The 18,662-nt window shown below is 36.1% G+C and carries 12 protein-coding genes; 2 read left to right on the plus strand and 10 right to left on the minus strand.

From position 1 onward, the window contains the following. Window positions 1–394: 394 nt before the first annotated feature. From ACP6PL_RS02545 to ACP6PL_RS02580, 8 genes are all read right to left on the minus strand, one after another. A complete protein-coding gene (locus ACP6PL_RS02545; RefSeq protein WP_426542209.1) occupies window positions 395–1,081 on the minus strand; it encodes a lecithin retinol acyltransferase family protein in 687 nt (228 codons plus the stop codon). Window positions 1,082–1,093: 12 nt separating this feature from the next. After that, on the minus strand, window positions 1,094–1,885 hold the full coding sequence (locus ACP6PL_RS02550; protein ID WP_426542211.1) for a tryptophan-rich sensory protein: 792 nt from the start codon (window positions 1,883–1,885) through the stop codon (window positions 1,094–1,096). Between the two features lie 375 nt (window positions 1,886–2,260). Then, complete coding sequence (locus ACP6PL_RS02555) at window positions 2,261–2,635, minus strand: hypothetical protein (protein ID WP_426542213.1); 375 nt, start codon at window positions 2,633–2,635, stop codon at window positions 2,261–2,263. Between the two features lie 136 nt (window positions 2,636–2,771). Next, a complete protein-coding gene (locus ACP6PL_RS02560; RefSeq protein ID WP_426542215.1) occupies window positions 2,772–6,203 on the minus strand; it encodes a CHAT domain-containing protein in 3,432 nt (1,143 codons plus the stop codon). After that, entirely contained in the window at window positions 6,200–7,102 is a 903-nt protein-coding gene (locus ACP6PL_RS02565) for a DUF928 domain-containing protein (RefSeq protein WP_426542217.1), read from the minus strand. The genes ACP6PL_RS02560 and ACP6PL_RS02565 overlap by 4 nt, the downstream gene beginning before the upstream one ends. Before the next feature lie 64 nt (window positions 7,103–7,166). Next, on the minus strand, window positions 7,167–7,982 hold the full coding sequence (locus tag ACP6PL_RS02570; protein WP_426542219.1) for a DUF928 domain-containing protein: 816 nt from the start codon (window positions 7,980–7,982) through the stop codon (window positions 7,167–7,169). A 64-nt stretch (window positions 7,983–8,046) separates the two neighbouring features. Continuing rightward, window positions 8,047–8,859, minus strand: coding sequence for a DUF928 domain-containing protein (locus tag ACP6PL_RS02575; protein ID WP_426542221.1), 813 nt, complete (start codon window positions 8,857–8,859; stop codon window positions 8,047–8,049). A 63-nt stretch (window positions 8,860–8,922) separates the two neighbouring features. Then, on the minus strand, window positions 8,923–9,735 hold the full coding sequence (locus ACP6PL_RS02580) for a DUF928 domain-containing protein (protein WP_426542223.1): 813 nt from the start codon (window positions 9,733–9,735) through the stop codon (window positions 8,923–8,925). 272 nt (window positions 9,736–10,007) lie between these two features. Between ACP6PL_RS02580 and galT the strand changes: the two genes are divergently transcribed. Both galT and ACP6PL_RS02590 read left to right on the plus strand, forming a co-directional pair. Then, window positions 10,008–11,009 (plus strand): galactose-1-phosphate uridylyltransferase, encoded by a 1,002-nt coding sequence (gene galT / locus ACP6PL_RS02585; RefSeq protein ID WP_426542225.1) that lies wholly within the window; start codon window positions 10,008–10,010, stop codon window positions 11,007–11,009. Between the two features lie 349 nt (window positions 11,010–11,358). Beyond that, window positions 11,359–12,462, plus strand: a complete 1,104-nt coding sequence (locus ACP6PL_RS02590; protein WP_426542227.1) for a D-alanine--D-alanine ligase family protein — start codon at window positions 11,359–11,361, stop codon at window positions 12,460–12,462. Window positions 12,463–13,320: 858 nt separating this feature from the next. Here ACP6PL_RS02590 and ACP6PL_RS02595 read toward each other — a convergent pair. Further along, on the minus strand, window positions 13,321–14,235 hold the full coding sequence (locus ACP6PL_RS02595) for a tetratricopeptide repeat protein (protein ID WP_426542229.1): 915 nt from the start codon (window positions 14,233–14,235) through the stop codon (window positions 13,321–13,323). Between the two features lie 510 nt (window positions 14,236–14,745). Further along, a complete protein-coding gene (locus ACP6PL_RS02600; protein WP_426542231.1) occupies window positions 14,746–17,130 on the minus strand; it encodes a CHAT domain-containing protein in 2,385 nt (794 codons plus the stop codon). Between the last annotated feature and the right edge of the window lie 1,532 nt (window positions 17,131–18,662).

Raw genomic sequence — 18,662 nt, forward strand, 5'->3', positions numbered from 1 at the left:
AGGGGAGGCTTTAAACCAGAATTATTTAATTATTAATTATTAATAATTGGGTAAGAGTTTCAACTTTTTTATTGACTTTTTAATCTGTCATATCATGTCCGGTTGAACAGTGATAATTAAAGCTCGTAGTAGGGCTTTAGCCCTAAGATAGGTATTTATCGGGCTAAAGCCCTACTACAAACAAAAACTTTTTTATTGACTTTTTAATCTTTCACAACTTATTTAGAATTGCTATACTAGTTATCATATTCATATATGTTGGTTTTTTTCTTCTTCTCTGTTCCCTATTCCCTGTTCCCTAAAATTATCCAGTATCTCACAACTTAAATCATATTGCTATATAAATAAAAATGAGTATAAATATACCTTTTTTATAATTAAATCATCAGCCATACTAATTTTTACCAATTAAATTTTGACTGCGTAAAAGTGTTTCTGTCATAGTTGCTAATTTATGCAAACTAGCTGCTAATTCATCAGCACGTTCTTGATGTTTTCGCTTTCGCATCAAGGCAGCACGAGCTAAATCTTCTCGGTTTTTTTTAAGCGCTGCAACTGCAACTTTTTGCCAGTTATCTATTTCCTGTAAAGTTTGTTTATATTCAGGTTGAATATTTTCCCAAGCTACTTTAATATCTGCTAAAGCTTTACTTAATAATTCATTAGTATTGATCTGAGTTTTCCCCCCTAAAATTGCTTCCTTAATTGGTTCTGATATTTGCTCGACATTAATATGATGAAGTAGAGGAATAAAGTTTTTTACTTGTTGACTATAGCTAGCCCCAGTAATACACCAAGTCGCAAAGTGTTCACAATTATTAAAAATAATATTATATTTTCTTTCTCCTAATCTACTTTCTGCTCTTTGAATGACTGTATCAGCAATATAACGAAGTGGGTAACGTTTAACATAAACTTTTCTCCCATCAGTAAAATATGCTTTAGAAGTTCTTTCAATAGTTTCTGTTCCTTTGCGATAATGAATAACTGTTCCATCGCCATAGTCAATACCATGATGTTCGTAAACACCATCTATATTTAGAAATTCTCTAATAGTGTATATTTGTTCTCCGCGTGCCATATTATTTTCCGTTTATTTCTGCAATTTAGGACTTTTTGAAAAAAATCTGAGACCAACTAAAACTACTAATCCTAAAGCTAATATTCCAGAACTAATGGCAATAACTAGAGTATCTAAATGACGAACTGCAATTGCTGTCAATGCCCAAATAAATACCAAAGTATAAGCAATATCTTGTTTTTGAATATTAATAATTGCTGCAATAACAGTGCCGATTATTAACATAACTATTGTCCAAACAATACCAACTTGCTCTGAACTATTCCAGCCTAAATTATCTAGAGCACAGGCGACATTTACAATTGTTGCCACACTAATCCAAGCAAAATATATACTAATAGGATGATGAACTAACCATTTATCTTTTTTTGAGACTCTTTCATAACTAATTCCTAAATTGAGATATAGGAAAATCAAACATACTAAAATTCCTAACATTGCCAAGACTGAAAGAGTAAATAGTTGATATTGAAATAAAAATATCCAAACAATTTGTGAAATACTCGCAGCTACTAAAAAATATTTACATCTGCGTAAAATTTTATTTTCTACTTGGGCAGGTAATACTTGATAAATTCCAAAGCTAATTAAACCTAAATAAATTAATCCCCAAATAGCAAAAGCATAACTGGCAGGAGTAATCAAAACATTCTTAAATATAGTGTTAGAAATTGCTCCTATTGTTTGACCGCTTGGAGGAGCAATATTCACATAAATATTCAGGAAAAAAGCAGCTAAAATAGCAATTAAATTAGACCATTTTCGGATAATATCTGAATTAAATTTACTTGTATTAGTTTCCATAATAATTTTTGCTGTTTTTAATAAAATATTGTTAAGTTACAGCAGTTTTAATAATTAGTAGACCACAGTAGGAATGTTCCATGGAACCTCCCTAGAAGGGTTTTAGTTTTGACTGTGTGGTTCGCCCATCCTAAAAGCGCTATCATAGTAATTTTTCCTGAAAAGGAATAACTAATACCAATTCCCAAAAATACTGCTATACTTGCTATATTAGGTAATAAATAAGTAAGAGCGATGTTTTTAACGATGCGTTTGCAAACAGCGAACATATCTTATGCCTAATAAACCTACTCCTAACAAGATTTAGCAAGATTTTTGAGATTTGGTATAAGCTCGCTAATTGCCGATCGCTAATTGCTGAATACTTACAAAAAATTAATCTTGAATTACTTCTAGTCCACAAGCTTCTGCCAGTTGTTGTGCTATACTTTTATATCGACGAGGCGGAGTCCGAGTATCCAGGTCTAAATTAAAACCCTCTACGACACGCTGAATTAATTTTGAACGCCATACAGCTTCTATTTCATAATCTGAACTAAGACTACCTTCAGATAATGCTGCCATTAATTTATCTAATATTTGATATTGCCCTAATAAAATTGCTGCTTTAGTAACATCACCAGAATCAGTATCAAGAGCGTCCAATTGTCTACTAACTCGATTCCATTCAGTATCAATGATTTTGCTCAAAACTGTAGCTAGTTTTGCATTACGTTGCTGTTTCAATATTTGGAATTCTTTGTTAGTCATTATTATTAGCTCCTAAATATACCATTATTGGCTATTTATTTTTATATATCACATCTATCTGGTTTTTCCCATGAACATAATCTTAAATTAAGGAATATGCTTAATTAACTATTTTTTAGTATTAGTTATTTCTACTTTAAAAACCATTACCAATCAGAATAAATGATGCCCAATAATAAGGATGACGTAACTCTTCAACGATTTGTGATGATAAATCATTTTTAGGACTTTTTTGTCTTACTAAAGCTGCTAATTGTTGGGGATTATATTGACCAGTAATTAAGGAAATTTGTGCTTGTCGTAATGCTTGTGCTTTTGTTACTTTTTCTGTTTGTAACCACTGATAAAAATTATTCATCAAAATTTGTGTACCGCCATCATCGACACGCCATAAAGAAGCTACAGTTGCTTTTGCTCCAACTTCTTGCATCAAATATCCAAAACCTAAAATTTCTTCCCCATTGCCCAACTTTCCGCCTACTGCAGTTTGACAAGCACTCAATACTAACAAATCGACGTTTGTCAGAAACCAACTATCTCGCACTTCTCGCAAAGTCACTAGATCGCCATCTCCAAACATAATAAATGAATCTTCCGGGTTCCCAGATATAAAAGCAGCATGAGTGGCAAAATGCACAACTGAGTATTTATCCATTAGAGGAATAGTCATTGCTTTACTAAACTCATTGTTAAGCAGCTTTGTAGTTTGGGGAATTTCCTCGACTAGATTTTCTACTTCCACACCAGCAAAAGGCAAACCAGAAAACTCAAAATGACGATCGCCGACTGTAAAACTATAATTCCCACTGCTAAAAGCAGCAGCTAAAATTCGTAACTGAGTCTGAGGTTGAATATCCAAGTTAGTCAAACTAGCAGCAGTAATATAATTCACCTGAAATTTTTCTACTAGCCATTTATTACCATCATACAGAGCAGTCAAAGGAATGTAACGCAACTGGCCATCAGGTGCATAAATAATTGTTTCTACATCTGCCAAAGTTAAATCATTCTCCCAAGGTTGAATCAACCAGTCATATAGTTGATTTGCAGATTCTTTGACAAATTCAATATTTTGTCTTTTACGGGGATCTGTCAGAGCCACGCGAAATGCCAACACACCTGCATTTAATTCTGCCTTTGTTACTGAAACTGTGCGACGAATTGGTGGAGAATTTGGTTTTATTAAAATTAATTCCAGTCTGTCTTCCAGAATTAAAGGATATAACAAACCTACATTCCGCCCCAATTTTTGCAGATTTTCCGAGACATTTCTAAATTGCTTAAGATTAAAACTTTCATCTGTCACATTTTTAAGTTTTTGCACCAACTTGATTACATCAGGGCGACTGATAAATTTTCTGAGTTGTTGCCTAATCTTTTCTTGTTGGGAAATGAGTTGTTGAATTTTTTGTTCCTGAGTTGGTGTTTTTTGAGATGAGGGGAGACGGCGTAATACTCCTAATTCTCTACCAATAGCGATCGCCCGCTTTTGCAGTTTTTCATATTCTGCTAAAATTTGTTTTTCTATTGGTAAATTCTCAATTCCTGCTGCTGTCTGCTCGTTACCCCGTACATTATTGAGATAATCATCCAATTCTTGCACTTTCAGCAAATCTAAAACCTGTTGCGCTTCCAATACTCGATCTTGCTGCAACAACAAATCTGCTAAACGACGATATGTATCTGCAACTCTATCTGCATAAGATTGCTGTAATGTCTGAGATAGGGGTTGTAAATTTTGACGAATTTTTTCAGTAACGTTGACAGATGCTTTATAAAAAATAATGGCTAATTCAGTTTGCTGCTGTTTCTCAAATACATAACCCATATTACCTAAACTAACTCTTTCCCCATCTGGGTTACCAATTTCCCGGAAAATTGCTAAAGCTTGTTGATATGAATCTAGTGCTTCGGAGTTATTTCCCAAATTATCGTAGACTAAACCAAGATTATTCAGGGTAGTTGCTTCTCCAAAGCGATCGCCTATTTCTTGACGAATACTCAAAGACTGTTGATAATTTGCCAATGCTTGACGATACTGTTTTTGAGTATCATAAACTATACCAATATTAGTTAAAGTATTTGCCTCTCCTGGTTTGTCTCCTATTTCCTGGCGGATAGATAGTGCTTGCCGATAATACTTGAGCGCTTCTGGTGCTTGTCCCAATACATCGTAAACCAATCCAATATTACTAAAACTTGTACCTTCCCCTGCCTTGTCACCTATTTTTTGACGAATTGAAAGGGAGCGCTGATAATATTCTAGGGCAGTCTTGTATTCCCCTAGACTAAAATATGTACCACCAATACTATTAAGAGAATAACTTTCACCACTTTTATCGCCGATCACTTTTCTAATTTCTAGGGCTTGCTGATAAAAGTCTAACGCCTGAGAATATTCACCCTGACTATAATAAACACCACCAATACTAGCAAGAATGTAGCCTACTCCTGGGCGATCGCCAATGTCTCGACTAATAGTAAGTGCTTGTTGGTAATATTCTAAAGCTTGAGGATATTGCCCTTGATTCCAATAAATATGCCCGATGTTACTCACAGTAGTTGCCTCTCCGAGGCGATCGCCGATTTCCTGACGGATAGCTAAAGCTTGCTGATAATATTCTCTAGCTTTGCCATAATCACCTTGAGCAGCTTTAATAGTGCCAATATTATTTAGAGTATAGCCTTCACCTGCTTTGTCTCCAATTTCTTGACGAATAGCCAACCCCTGTTGATAGTATTGTAAGGCTTTTCCATAGTCACCTTGATTGTTATAAACTACACCGATGCTATTAACGATGCGAGATTCAATGAAGCGATCGCCCACTTCTCTACTAACTGCTAATGCTTGGTTATTCCATTCTACAGCTTTGGGATATTCACCGATGCGAGTGTAAACTACACCAATATTATTCAAAATTCTAGCACGATTAGATTTGTCATCTATTTCTCGACTAATAGCCAAAGCTTGTTGATGAAATTCTAGAGCGCGGTTAAATTCTCCCTGTTGTCGATAAACTACACCTATATGATCGAGAGTTTTATATTCAATAATCTGAGCGCTGATTTTTCTGCTGACAGCCAAAGCTTGTTGATACAACTCTAATGCTTGGGAGTATTGACTGAGGCGGTAGTTAATAATTCCCATTTCCATTAAACTAGCTGCTTGGAGAGATATATTTTCTGTAGACTTGGCAATTTTTGATGCTAATTCAACATATTCTCTAGCTTGAGTATATTCTGCTAATAAACGATAAGTAATGCCAATTTGTAGTAGTGTTTTTCCTTCGCCAATTTTGTCTCCTATTTCTCGGCGCAGTTGCAAAACTTGTTGATAAGTTTCCAAAGCACTGGGATATTGACTGCGACGAAATAGTTGATTAGCTCTTTGGAAGAGGCGAGCAGCCTCATTTTTTTTAGGGGTTGCTGTTTGTTGAGCGAGGGCAGTAGTATTTTTGATTAATGAAGGTTGAGCATAACAGTGAGTCAGGCTAAAAAGTAAAGTAGTAACCAACAGATGCAAAAAATAATTGTTGAGATAGCCAGAAAAAGTTTTTTTACTTCTCATCGTGTTCCTCCTCCTTTTGGTATTGGTATTGGTGTCATATCTGGAACTCTCATATTACTACGAGGAGTAGGGGCAGATGGTGGAGGGACTAAAGGAGATTCTCTAGTATCTGGGGCGCGGAGACTGCCTCCAGATTTTTGAGGAGGTTGAGTGAGTTGGTTAGTGTCTCCCAATAATGGTGCATCAGCAACTGCTTCTAGCCCAACCGATTCGAGAATATCTTGCCATTGAGTAATAAAAGTTGAATTATTGGGGTTAGACTGACGTAGTTTTGCCAGAGAGTCAAGAGTTTCATGCCAAATACCTGCTTCAGCATAAATCTTGGGATGATTATCGGGTGTTGTATTTTGTAACTCTTGACTTAAACTCGGACTAGCCTCTATTCTCTGTACCCAACCAGATGCCAATGAATCTGAAATGCGGTCATTAGGATCTAATACGATCGCCATGCCCCATTCATATTTTTGGCCTACTTTTAAGGGTGGAATACTACCATCATCTGGTAGATTAACGCTAATAATACCATTACGTTCTACAAGTGTAAATTTAGTTTCATAGATAACATTACCATCTTCAGTTACTAACCAAAATTCTCCTGTTTTCCCTACCATTGCCGGAAGATACACAAAAAATGTCGGATATTCAGCTAAAGTAAGCCCAATATTAGTTTCTGGTATTAAAGCAGTCGGTGTATTTTCTGGAGATAGAAAGCTTCCTCGTGTTCCCCCTGGGGTTGTTCTTCCTGATGTCTCTCTCATATCTGGCGTGCGGAATCTTGTCTTTTGTACTATTAATTCGAGTTGCGATATCTCAATTTCTGCATTAACAACAGAGGTTAACCATATTGGAGTTAATAAAGCTACAGTAGCTAAAATAGTCAGATGAAAATTTAATTTCATTATCTTTGAATCATCCTTGACGATTTACCCATTTTTTAACTCGCATATTATCATATTATGTAGGTTATCTAACATCAGAAGTGTCCTGATTTTGTTTTGTTTCGGTGGGTTGGTTACTGTCTGTTACTAGAGGTGCATCCGCTACGGTTTCTAGCCCCACTGATTTGAGAATGTCTTGCCATTGAGTAATAAAAGTTGAATTATTAGGATCAGACTGACGTAATGTTGCTAGGGAGTCGAGGGTTTCGTGCCAAATACCTGCTTCAGCATAAACTTTGGGATGATTATCAGGTGTTGTTGTTTGTAACTGCTGAAGTAAGGTTGGGGTGGTTTCGATTCTTTTGATCCGGCCAGATGATATTTCAACATTTGCACTTCGATCCCAAGGATCGATGACTATAGATGCCCACCATCCATATTTTTTGCCAACTGCTAACGGTGGGATACTACCATCATCAGGCAGGTTAATCCTAATAATACTCCTGGTATCAGGACGTTTAAGTTCGGTGACATAGACAGTATTGCCTGCTTCATCGAATAACTCAAATTCTACTAGTTGATAAGGAACACCACACTCTCCATCTTCTGTTGGAAAATATACAAAAAATTTCGGATACTCAGCCAAAGTTAACCCAATATTAGTTTCTGGTATCAAAACAGTAGGAGGATCTTTCAATTCACACCTACTTCGAGTTCCTTCCTTTACTCTTGAAAACGTTCTATTTCCCTGCTCTCTGATTTCTGACGTTTGGAATCTAATATTTTGTGCTATTACTTCCCGTTGCAATATCTCAATTTCCGCATTAACAACAGAGGTTAACCATATTGGAGTTAATAAAGCTACAGTAGCTAAAATAGTCAGATGAAAATTTAATTTCATTATCTTTGAATCATCCTTGACGATTTACCCATTTTTTAACTCGCATATTATCATATTATGTAGGTTATCTAACATCAGAAGTGTCCTGATTTTGTTTTGTTTCGGTGGGTTGGTTACTGTCTGTTACTAGAGGTGCATCCGCTACGGTTTCTAGCCCCACTGATTTGAGAATGTCTTGCCATTGAGTAATAAAAGTTGAATTATTGGGGTTAGACTGATGTAGTGTTGCTAGGGAGTCGAGGGTTTCGTGCCAAATACCTGCTTCTGCATAAACTTTGGGATGATTATCGGGTGTTGTTGTTTTTAACTGCTGAAGTAAGGTTGGGGTGGTTTCGATTCTTTTGATCCAGCCATCTAGGTACAAATCTGCACTTCGATCCCAATTATCGATGACTATAGATACCCTCCATGCATATTTTTTGCCAACTGCTAACGGTGAGATACTACCATCATCAGGCAGGTTAATCCTAATAATACTCCTGGCATCAGGACGTTTAAGTTCGGTGACATAGACAATATTGCCTGCTTCATCCCATAACTCAAATTCTGCTGGTTGATAAGGATAACCACACTCTCCATCTTCTGTTGGAAAATATACAAAAAATTTCGGATACTCAGCCAAAGTTAACCCAATATTAGTTTCTGGTATCAAGACAGTAGGTGCATCTTTAAATTCACACCTTCTTCTCCTTCCTTCCTTTATGATTGAAAACGTTCTATCTCCCTGCTCTCTGATTTCTGGCGTTTGGAATCTAATACTTTGTGCTATTACTTCCCGTTGCAATATCTCAATTTCTGCATTAACAACAGAGGTTAAGCATATTGGAGTTAATAAAGCTACAGTAGCTATAATAGTCAGATAAAAATTTAATTTCATTACCTTTAACCATCCTTTGGAATTTATCCATTTTTTAATTCAGAGATTATTATATTATGTAGGTTATCTAACATCAGAAGTATCCTGATTTTGTTTTGTTTCGGTGGGTTGGTTACTGTCTGTTAATAGTGGTGCATTCGCTACGTTTTCTAGCCCAACCGATTCGAGAATATCTTGCCATTGAGTAAGAAAAGTTGAATTATTCGGGTTAGACTGACGTAGTGTTGCTAGGGAGTCGAGGGTTTCATGCCAAATACCTGCTTCAGCATAAACTTTTGGATGATTATCGGGTGTTGTATTTTGTAACTCCTGAAGTAAGTTTGGACTAATTTCTATTCTTTTTACCCAACCAGATGTAAGTAACTCATCAAAATCATACACTTCTTCCCTGACAGATGGTATAAGCTCTACACCCCATTGATATACTTTACCAACTGCTAACGGTGGGATACTACCATCCTCTGGCAAGTTAATCATCACAATACCATTAGTATTGGGAAGTTTCAGTTCAGTTTTATAGATAGTTCCCGCTTCGTCTGCTAACCAGAATTCTGCTATTTCTTCTATTGCGGGCAAATATTCAGACAAATCTTCTATTCCAGGCAAATATACAAAAAATGTTGGATATTCAGCCAAAGTCAAACCAATATTAGTTTTTGGTATTAAAGCAGTAGGTTTATGCTCTCGAGACAGAAAACCTCCTCGCGTTCCTCCACCTGGATTTGGTGGGGGTGCCTCTCTTATATCTGGCGTGCGGAATGCTTGTGCTAATTCCAGTGGCCAATTTTTCATTTCTCCATTGACAGCACTAACTAACCAAATAGGATTTAATAGGGTTAAGGTCGCTAGAATAGTAAGATGATAATTTAATTTCATTATCTTTAACCATCCTTGAGAATTTATTCATTTTTTAATTAAAATTTTATCATATTATGACAAAAAAATTGATGATAATTGTTAAAAATTATATACTTTATTCAGATATTCTCCCAAAAAACTTAGTATTATTATATATTAATTAGTAAATATATGGGTGTGCAAATCAGAAGGGTTAATAACCAACGTTTAAAGCTACTATTTACGACTTAAATTGTTCATGATAAAAACACAGTTATAGTTAAATTAATTAAATAATTAAAAAAAAAACAATGACTGAACTCAGACAAAACTTAATCACTAGAGATTGGGTCATTATTGCCACAGAAAGAGCTAAAAGACCTGATGATTTTATTAAACCAGAAAAATCGCAAATTGTTATCCCATCATATCAACCAAATTGCCCATTTTGTCTGGGCAACGAACATCTGACAGGACCAGAATCATTTCGATTAAAAGATAATAATGGTTGGAGAGTTAGGGCAGTACCTAATAAATATCCAGCTCTAACTCCAACAGGTGAAAAAGTTAGAAATATAGATAAAACTTTCCGTTCTCTGACAGGAGTTGGATTCCATGAAGTGATTATCGAACATCCACGCCATGATGTGATAATACCATTTCTAGAACTTAAAGATATAGTCAATATTCTCAGAGTTTATCGCCTTCGATACGCAGAGATAAAAAAAGATAAACGGATTCAAACTATCCTAATTTTTAAGAATCATGGCAAAGGTGCAGGTACATCATTAGAACATCCCCACTCTCAATTAGCAGCTACACCAATTGTACCTTATCAATTACGGATTCGGATAAATGAAGCAATGCGATATTTTGATGATACTGGAGAATGTTTATTCTGCCGAACTTTAGCAGATGAACTAGCTGCTGAAGAGAGAATAATTTATGCTAGTAAACATTTTGTGGCATTTATTCCTTATGCAGCACTTTCTCCATTTCATACTTGGATTTTTCCCCGTCATCACACCTCATCTTTTGATGAAATTACTGAGTCAGAAATGTTAGATTTAGCTGATAATTTAAAAACTGTTTTAGGAAAACTTTATTATGGCTTAAATAACCCAGATTATAATTATATTATTCGTTCAATTCCTACTGATGAACAACGTACAGATTATTTTCATTGGTATTTAGCAATTGTCCCTAGGGTTTCCCTTACCGCAGGATTTGAAATGGGAAGTGGAATGTTTATTAATACTGCTGTGCCAGAAGAAAATGCTGCTTTTTTACGTTCTGTGGAAATTCCTGACTAAGCAAGGAAGAAGGAACGGGGAAAGTACATGAGTTTATAGATTGATATAGTTCACTTTAAGGAATTTTTAGTTTTGTTGAATTTAGTTATGATTTTCGTGCTTATTTTTTACGTTAAAGTTATTCGGTTTGTTTAAATTATTTAATAGTTGAAGTGTCATGCTATTTTGAAAAAATAACTTTACGAACTTTTTATAGCATTCTTTTTTCAAAGTGGTATAGTACAAACCCGTTTTCTGCGTAAGTTCTCGGAATATAAATAATTAACCTTCTTCCTTCTTCCTTCTTCCTTCTTCTTTCTGCGTTATGATAATCTATCTAAAATAAAATTCTGTTAAAGGAATCTCAATAATGACAAAATTACGAGTAGGTTTATTATTCGGTGGTTGCTCTGGGGAACATGAAGTATCAATTCGGTCTGCCAAAGCGATCGCTACTGCTTTAAGCAAAGGTGAAAATATAGGCAAATACGAATTGATGCCAATTTATATTCAAAAAGACGGGCGTTGGCAACCAAGCGATCTTTCTCAACAAGTGCTAGAGTCTGGCAACCCACCATCATTGCAACTGACAGATGAAAATAATAATGATTCCAGTAGTACATCCCTAACTCACCAAACCTCTTCTAATCTCTGGCAAACCCCGCCCCAAGCAGCCCAGGTAGATGTATGGTTTCCAGTTCTACATGGTCCAAATGGGGAAGATGGCACTATACAGGGTTTACTCAAGTTAATGCAGGTTCCCTTTGTGGGTTCTGGGGTTTTGGGTTCAGCAATGGGTATGGATAAAATAGCGATGAAAATAGCTTTTGATCATGCACGGTTGCCCCAGGTCAAATATCAAGCAGTGACGCGATCGCAAATTTGGTCTAATCCTTGCGTATTTCCTAAATTGTGTGATGATATTGAAGCAGCTTTAGGATATCCCTGTTTTGTTAAACCTGCAAATTTAGGTTCATCAGTAGGTATTGCTAAGGTGCGCTCGCGTTCAGAATTAGAAACTGCCTTGGATAATGCTGCTAGTTATGACCGTCGAATTATTGTTGAAGCTGGTGTAGAAGCTAGAGAATTAGAATGTGCAGTGCTGGGAAATGACGTACCGAAAGCTTCTGTAGTTGGTGAGATTACTTTTGAGAGTGATTTTTATGATTACGAAACCAAATACACAGACGGAAAAGCAGATTTATTTATTCCAGCACGAGTCAGTGAGGCGATCGCTAATCAAATCAAAGAAATGGCAACCCAGGCATTTTTAGCAGTCGATGCAGCAGGTTTAGCGAGAGTAGACTTTTTCTATGTGGAGAAAACAGGAGAAATTTTGATTAATGAAATTAATACCATGCCTGGTTTTACTGCAACCAGTATGTATCCTATGCTTTGGGAAGCTACTGGCATTCCTTTTGATGAGTTAGTAGATATTTTGATTCAGTTAGCACTAGAAAGACATTCTAAGTAACTGATCCCCCCAAACCCCCCTTTCCCAAGGGGGCTTAAGTAGGTTTTGTAGGTTGGGTAGAGCGACAGCTAAACCAAACATTTATCTTTTTTAAATATCTTTCTTAAGTCAGGACTTATATCAAATCCGGTTGAATACTTATTATATGGTTGGGGAGATGGGGCGATGGGGAGATGGGGAGATGGGGAGATGGAGACCAATCCCTAACCACTCTCCGGTGGGGAATTTAGCGAGATATCTATTAAAGTAATTGAAAAAATTATCAACACATATCCTATGACCAGATTCTATGTGCAATTAACCGGATTTGATATTAACCGCGAACGAACTGAATCAATTTCATTTGATCGGGACTTATATCATGTGCCCCCTCCGGGGGAGCTACGCTAACGGATAATCACTTATAATAAAGTATATGGTTTGTAGTAGGGCTTCAGCCCGAACTGTAGATAGGGCTGAAGCCCTACTACGAACTTTAATTATAATAACTATTTAACCGAACATAATATTATATCATGTCCGGTAGCATCCGTATTGTAAAAGGGTAAGAATTCTGAATTTAGAATTCAGAAATTTGGGATGAAAGCTTTAGTATTCTTGGAATTAAGGGTATTAACCCCGAAAAAACTTAAATTTCCTGTAGATATTTATCCTTTGGTTTACACGCTCCGATACCAGCGGAGATGATATTACGCATGAGGTAGCAAAAACTAGGGTTTGAGATTGCTATCGCTTCCGGACTGCTCCGCAAACCCTGTAGGCCGCAATGACGAAAATACGTTGTATTGCATAAGTCCTATTGATATCAAGCGCTCACTATCTTCAACAAGCTCGACTTCTGTTCAAAATGCCATTCCACTACCTTTTTTTTCTCAAAATATTCCAATCCGTTCTCATTAGAAAATCCCAATCTCGTAGGGCTACTCGTGACCATAACCAGTTTCTTCGCAGTTGGGGAATATGATATTCTCTGGCAGCTTCACTCATTACTTTGGTCCGATATTGGAGCGCTCTCAACCAGCGTTCTCTTTGGTCATTTCCCTGAGAAGTCCGAGCAGATTTCATCATTACTAACCCAATACCTGCATAAGCATTAAGAGCATCTTTTTGTTCAACTTGTGGAGTGGTAATATCCTCAGTCGAAATGTTTTGCAATGTTTCTATTTCTGTTAAATTTTCTCCTGATAATTTTAAGACTTTAAACCAAGCATCATAAGCTTTTTTCAAATCTCCTTTTGTATAGTAAGCAAAACCTATAGCATTTTGATATAAAACAGAATCAGGACGTTGAGCAACTGCTTTTTCCCAATACTCAAAAGCTTCATTTACAGTATAATTTCTATTTCCATCTTGGGCTAACTCCCAAACCAATCGACCGTATAAAAAATTTATTTCAGGATCAATACTTTTGTTATTGTTATGTGTTTTTTTTACAATATTAAGAGCTTCTTTTGCCTCGAAGAAAGCGCCTCTATTTAGCAGAGACTCAATAGCCTTTTTTCCAGCTTGAATATCATTTTTACTAAATTGTTCAATAGCTAATTGTTTTTCTGATTCTACAGTATTGGTGCTATAATTAATAGGTTGTTCTTTGTTATATCTTTCAAGGTTAATTGGATCGGGAGTCAAAGGTATAGTTTTTGCATAATTTACTGGTCTATTTTGAAACAACCAAACACCACCTAGAGTTAATAAAACAACAATTAGATGTGAAACTATTCTGCCAGGAATTGAATTAAAAAAATTTACTGTGTTTTCCTGTTTTTGTGTCATGGTGATATTTTCTATAATTAGATTAGTAATTTGAGAAATAAATTTTTAATATATTTAATACCAATTTAATAAATGTTTATTACAAATAGACAGGGTATTTTTTAGGAGTCAGGAGTCAGGAGTCAGGAGTCGTATGGGAATAGCTTCGATGCTTTTTTTTAGTTCATAAATTATCTTTTTAGTCAAAGGGACATCTCCTGTAAAATTTTTTTATCGTCCTTATTATTCGTAACATTCTTTTTTCAAAATGGTATAACCGTAAGCATTTCCTACGGAATACGGAGCTAACAGCAGTCAGACATTGCCCAATCGAGGAGGCAAAAGCCATTGAGAATTGAGAGAGAATTAAAATTAAAATACTGCGAGGCGTAGGCTCCCTTAACCACAAGAAATATTCATTTAAAGCTTGTCTTAAAAGGAAAACTATGAGATTTTGGCTAATACAAATTATCTATAAGTTATATTAGCCTGTTGAGAAATAAACAGTCACTAGGTCTACCATGACTATAACTAAGTCAGCGTTTCTGAATTATTATTATGTTCAAATTGCTGTTGGTTTTGCTTTTGGTCTCGCAGTTTCAATAGTAAATCCCAATCTAGGCGTGTTTTGGGAGACCACAACCAATGTTTTTGCAATTGTAGGACATGAAATTCTTGACCAGCTTCCCTCATAACTTTACCAGCATATTTAAAAGCTTGAACAGAATTTTGAGCATATTTAAGCGTTACTAATCCTAGACCTGCATAAGCATTTAGAGCTTCTCGATTCTTAACAGATAAATTTCTCTGGTAGTTATAAGAAACAGGACTAATTTTTTCAATTTCTGTAGTAATTTCTCCAGACAAATGCAACACTTTTAACCAAGCTGCATAAGCTTTTTCTATGTCTCCTTTAGTATAATAAGCAAAGCCTAAAGCATTTTGATATTGAATATTTTCTGGGTTTTTGGTTGCCGCTTTTTCCCAATAATTTATAACTTCATCTACAGTATAATTGCTATTCCCATCCTGGAATGATTCCCAAGCTAATCTACCTTTGAGAAAATTGATTTCTGGATGGTCACTGAGTTGTGGTACAGCAGCTATAGCTTCTGCAGCTTTTGCTAATTCTCCTTTTTCTAATAATGATTTTTCCACTACCATTTTACCAGCCCGAATCTCATTTTGATTAAACTGTTGAATTGCCAGCAGAGTCTCTTCTTCTGCGGTACTATTAATTTGCTGATTAACAAGTCGAACCCTATTATATTCATAGTTCAAAATTGGAGCAGGTGCTTTGGGCAATTTAGTAGTCACTTGTAATTGACGATTGAAACTAATGAGGTTAGTACCAACAAATAACATCATTCCTGATACAGCATATCCTAATGTTTTTTTCCAGGAAAATTTATGAGATTTGTTCTGAGTATTTGATGTAGCCAATATTGACTGAGTTGACTCTTCACTACTTTGTGTAGGTGTTTTTAGATTTTCTTGTTTTTCATAGTCTTGATCGTCTAGTTGCTTTTCTATTTCTCTTTCTTGCAACATCTCCTGGAGTGTCCTCACTTGATCTTTACCCTCTTCAACTTGCCAATTAAAATTATTAGCCTCAACTTCAGTAGGATAATCCTCCAGATTCCCCAGTTCCATATCTGGTCTTACACGAGTTGAATCTTCTAGTGACTCAGGAGATTCAATCTTTTCATCAATAGGTCTCAGGATATCCTCTTCTATTTCATTTTCAGAATAGTTTTGTTGTTCAATTAGATATCCACAAAATTCTTGATGTAGATAAACTACAGGCAATGCCCAATAAAGTTGATCTGAACGGTAACTAGACATCAAACCTTGTCTTGCTCGATTTAAACTTAGATCTATCGGATAACCTTCTTTAATGTTGCGATAAAACAACTTTGTCAGAATAATAGCAACATCATCTGGAATACATTCTGCCATTGCCAGCACTGCTGGAATTCCACGTTTAACCATCGCTTCTGCTAAGTTGATCTCTACCCCCTCATCAGTGGGGTGAACAAGATGGTTGTACGCACCTCGACATGAGTTAAAAACCGCCATCTGAATGCCATTGTTAACTAGCAAACCTGCTAGATCCTTACCACTCAGACTTTCTGTTAAGCCTGTTATATTACTCACTAGAGATATTTCACCACCAGAAACACCCCAGGTACTATGACCTGAATAATGGAAAACTTGATATTTTCCTTGTTCTAATGCTTGGGTAAGTTGTTCTCGCCCTGGTTGCCGGAGAATATCTAAGTGGATCTGAATTTGCCCACTATTTTTTTCCAGTTCTTTTTGTAATGCTTCGTATTCTTTTTCTAGTTGTAGACTATCTTTATCAGTGGGAGCTGCGATCGCCATTAAAATTTTTAATGGTTCTTCAGGTGTTAATATCCTACTAGATTTAGGTAAACAGGTATTAGGTTGGTAGCGAGAGAAGACAATATCAGTACCAGTCGCCAGAGGGCAATCCCCTACATGGAGTACCTCCCAAGGCAAACTGGATATACGTCTGTCTTTAGTACCTAGACGTAACTGTAAAACCTCACCTCGATTATTAGCAATTCCTTGGGCAAAATTCCAGCTATCTCTCAGGGTCTTTTTGAATAGTTCTTGATACATTTGTTGGCCTAATGCTACTAAACTTGGACTTACTACTTCCCCAGACCTGGCCACAATCTGATCGGGGATGACTACCTGAGCATTGGACTTTCCTTCTAGAAGATCGATTAATGGATCGCGAAATAGGTGACGAGCTTGGGCCAGCCATTGTTCTACAGGCCATTTGACTATTTCTTCAGCCACTAGACCACCAATAGGTACTTTTTCTGTGCGGACAAAATATTCGTCTTCTCCCAGGGGAGTAATTGAAATATGAAATTCTTGAGTCACTTATTTTTTATCCTTCTGCTCAAATTATTCCGCCAAAACTCCCGATCTTTTCTTTTGGGTATGAATACATGGGAAAGAAATGACAGTTTTGGTTTTTGGTGCTAGTCTAAATAAGGTCAAAGTAGTACTGGTTATGATTTCCCAGACCTATCAATTTGCACATTTAGTTTTAGCGTTATCTATTACTAACTTGACTGTTGGGATTAGTACAGACTCGTTGATTAGGTAATTATAACGCTCATTTTTTGGCCTCTTCATCTATGTTAGTCTCAAGTTTCTGAGGCTTTATCTTTAACTTTCCTCTACACTAATTCAGGAGTGCTTTCTGGATAATTTGACCATCAGCACTAAAATATTCATCTAAGTATTAATTCGGTTAAATCGTTTATTATACCTAAATTTTAATTTCCGGCCCAACATCTAAAATAGTCAAGATTGGGCAGCAACTAAGAATAGCAATTATTAATCAGGTTAAGCTGACCAGATGACAGATTAACCTATTTTTTCCCTAGACAATATTATATGTAAAAAGTTTCTTTGTTGTCTGGTTTATTAACTATAATTTTTTTTCTGCTTAACCGAACCGTATTTGTTTTCAGTCATTAAATAACCTTTTTTCGATTTATGTAATGGCAAATTATCAAATATCTGAGTTACTCCGGTAGCTTAAACCATCTATTTTTTTTATATATTAGAAAGCTAGAAACCTCTTGATTCAAGATAATCTAGATATTGGTAAATTTTGCTGTAGAATTGGTATCGAATAATATGAATGCTCTCTTTTAAATCTTCTGATTGTAGAGTTTTCTTTTTCTGAATCTGGGGAATTTGACTCTGGTTAGTAAGCAAGATTACAGCAGATTTCATCTTGGTGAAGTACACTATACCCGGATAAGATGCCGGGACTAGTACCGCTACGCGGAAGTCAGAAGTCAGAATTCAACCCACCCCTAACCCCTCCCAGGAGGGCAGAGCTGTTTCATTCTTGGTTAAGACAGAAGGGGAGCGAGGGAGCAGGGGAGAATTTTCCACCCTTACCCTAGATTTTCCTCAAATTTATCAATTCTTCTTAAACGTTAATTAACGAATTGTTGTTATCTCAGAGAATTAAACCAGATATTTTAGACAGAGTTTAATGACACTCCGAGGCTGAAAAATCGGCAAATTTTGGCTAATTTCTCTATTTCGTGATCCTCTAATCTCTTGTTCTCCTTAAATTGTTAACTCACGATACTTTGAAACAGCCCTACTCCCAGGAGGGGAAGTCATAAGTTTTGATTGGTAAGGCTTTGAGTATTTTGTCACTGGTAACTTATTTCCGTCATCCTGCACTAGAAACATCGGTTAGCAAAGGTTAATATTTGGGTAGTCCTGCTCGCGTAATGGTGAAAATATACATTTTTTTCCCACACTCCCCACATCCTCCACACTTCTTACAGCGGTTTTCATATTAATAAACCACAATGATACTTACTCATTACTCCTTACTCCTTACTCCTTACTCATTACTCCTTACTCCTTACTCCTTACTC

This window comes from Dapis purpurea BLCC-M126, assembly GCF_050015975.1.
Taxonomy (GTDB): domain Bacteria; phylum Cyanobacteriota; class Cyanobacteriia; order Cyanobacteriales; family Microcoleaceae; genus Trichodesmium.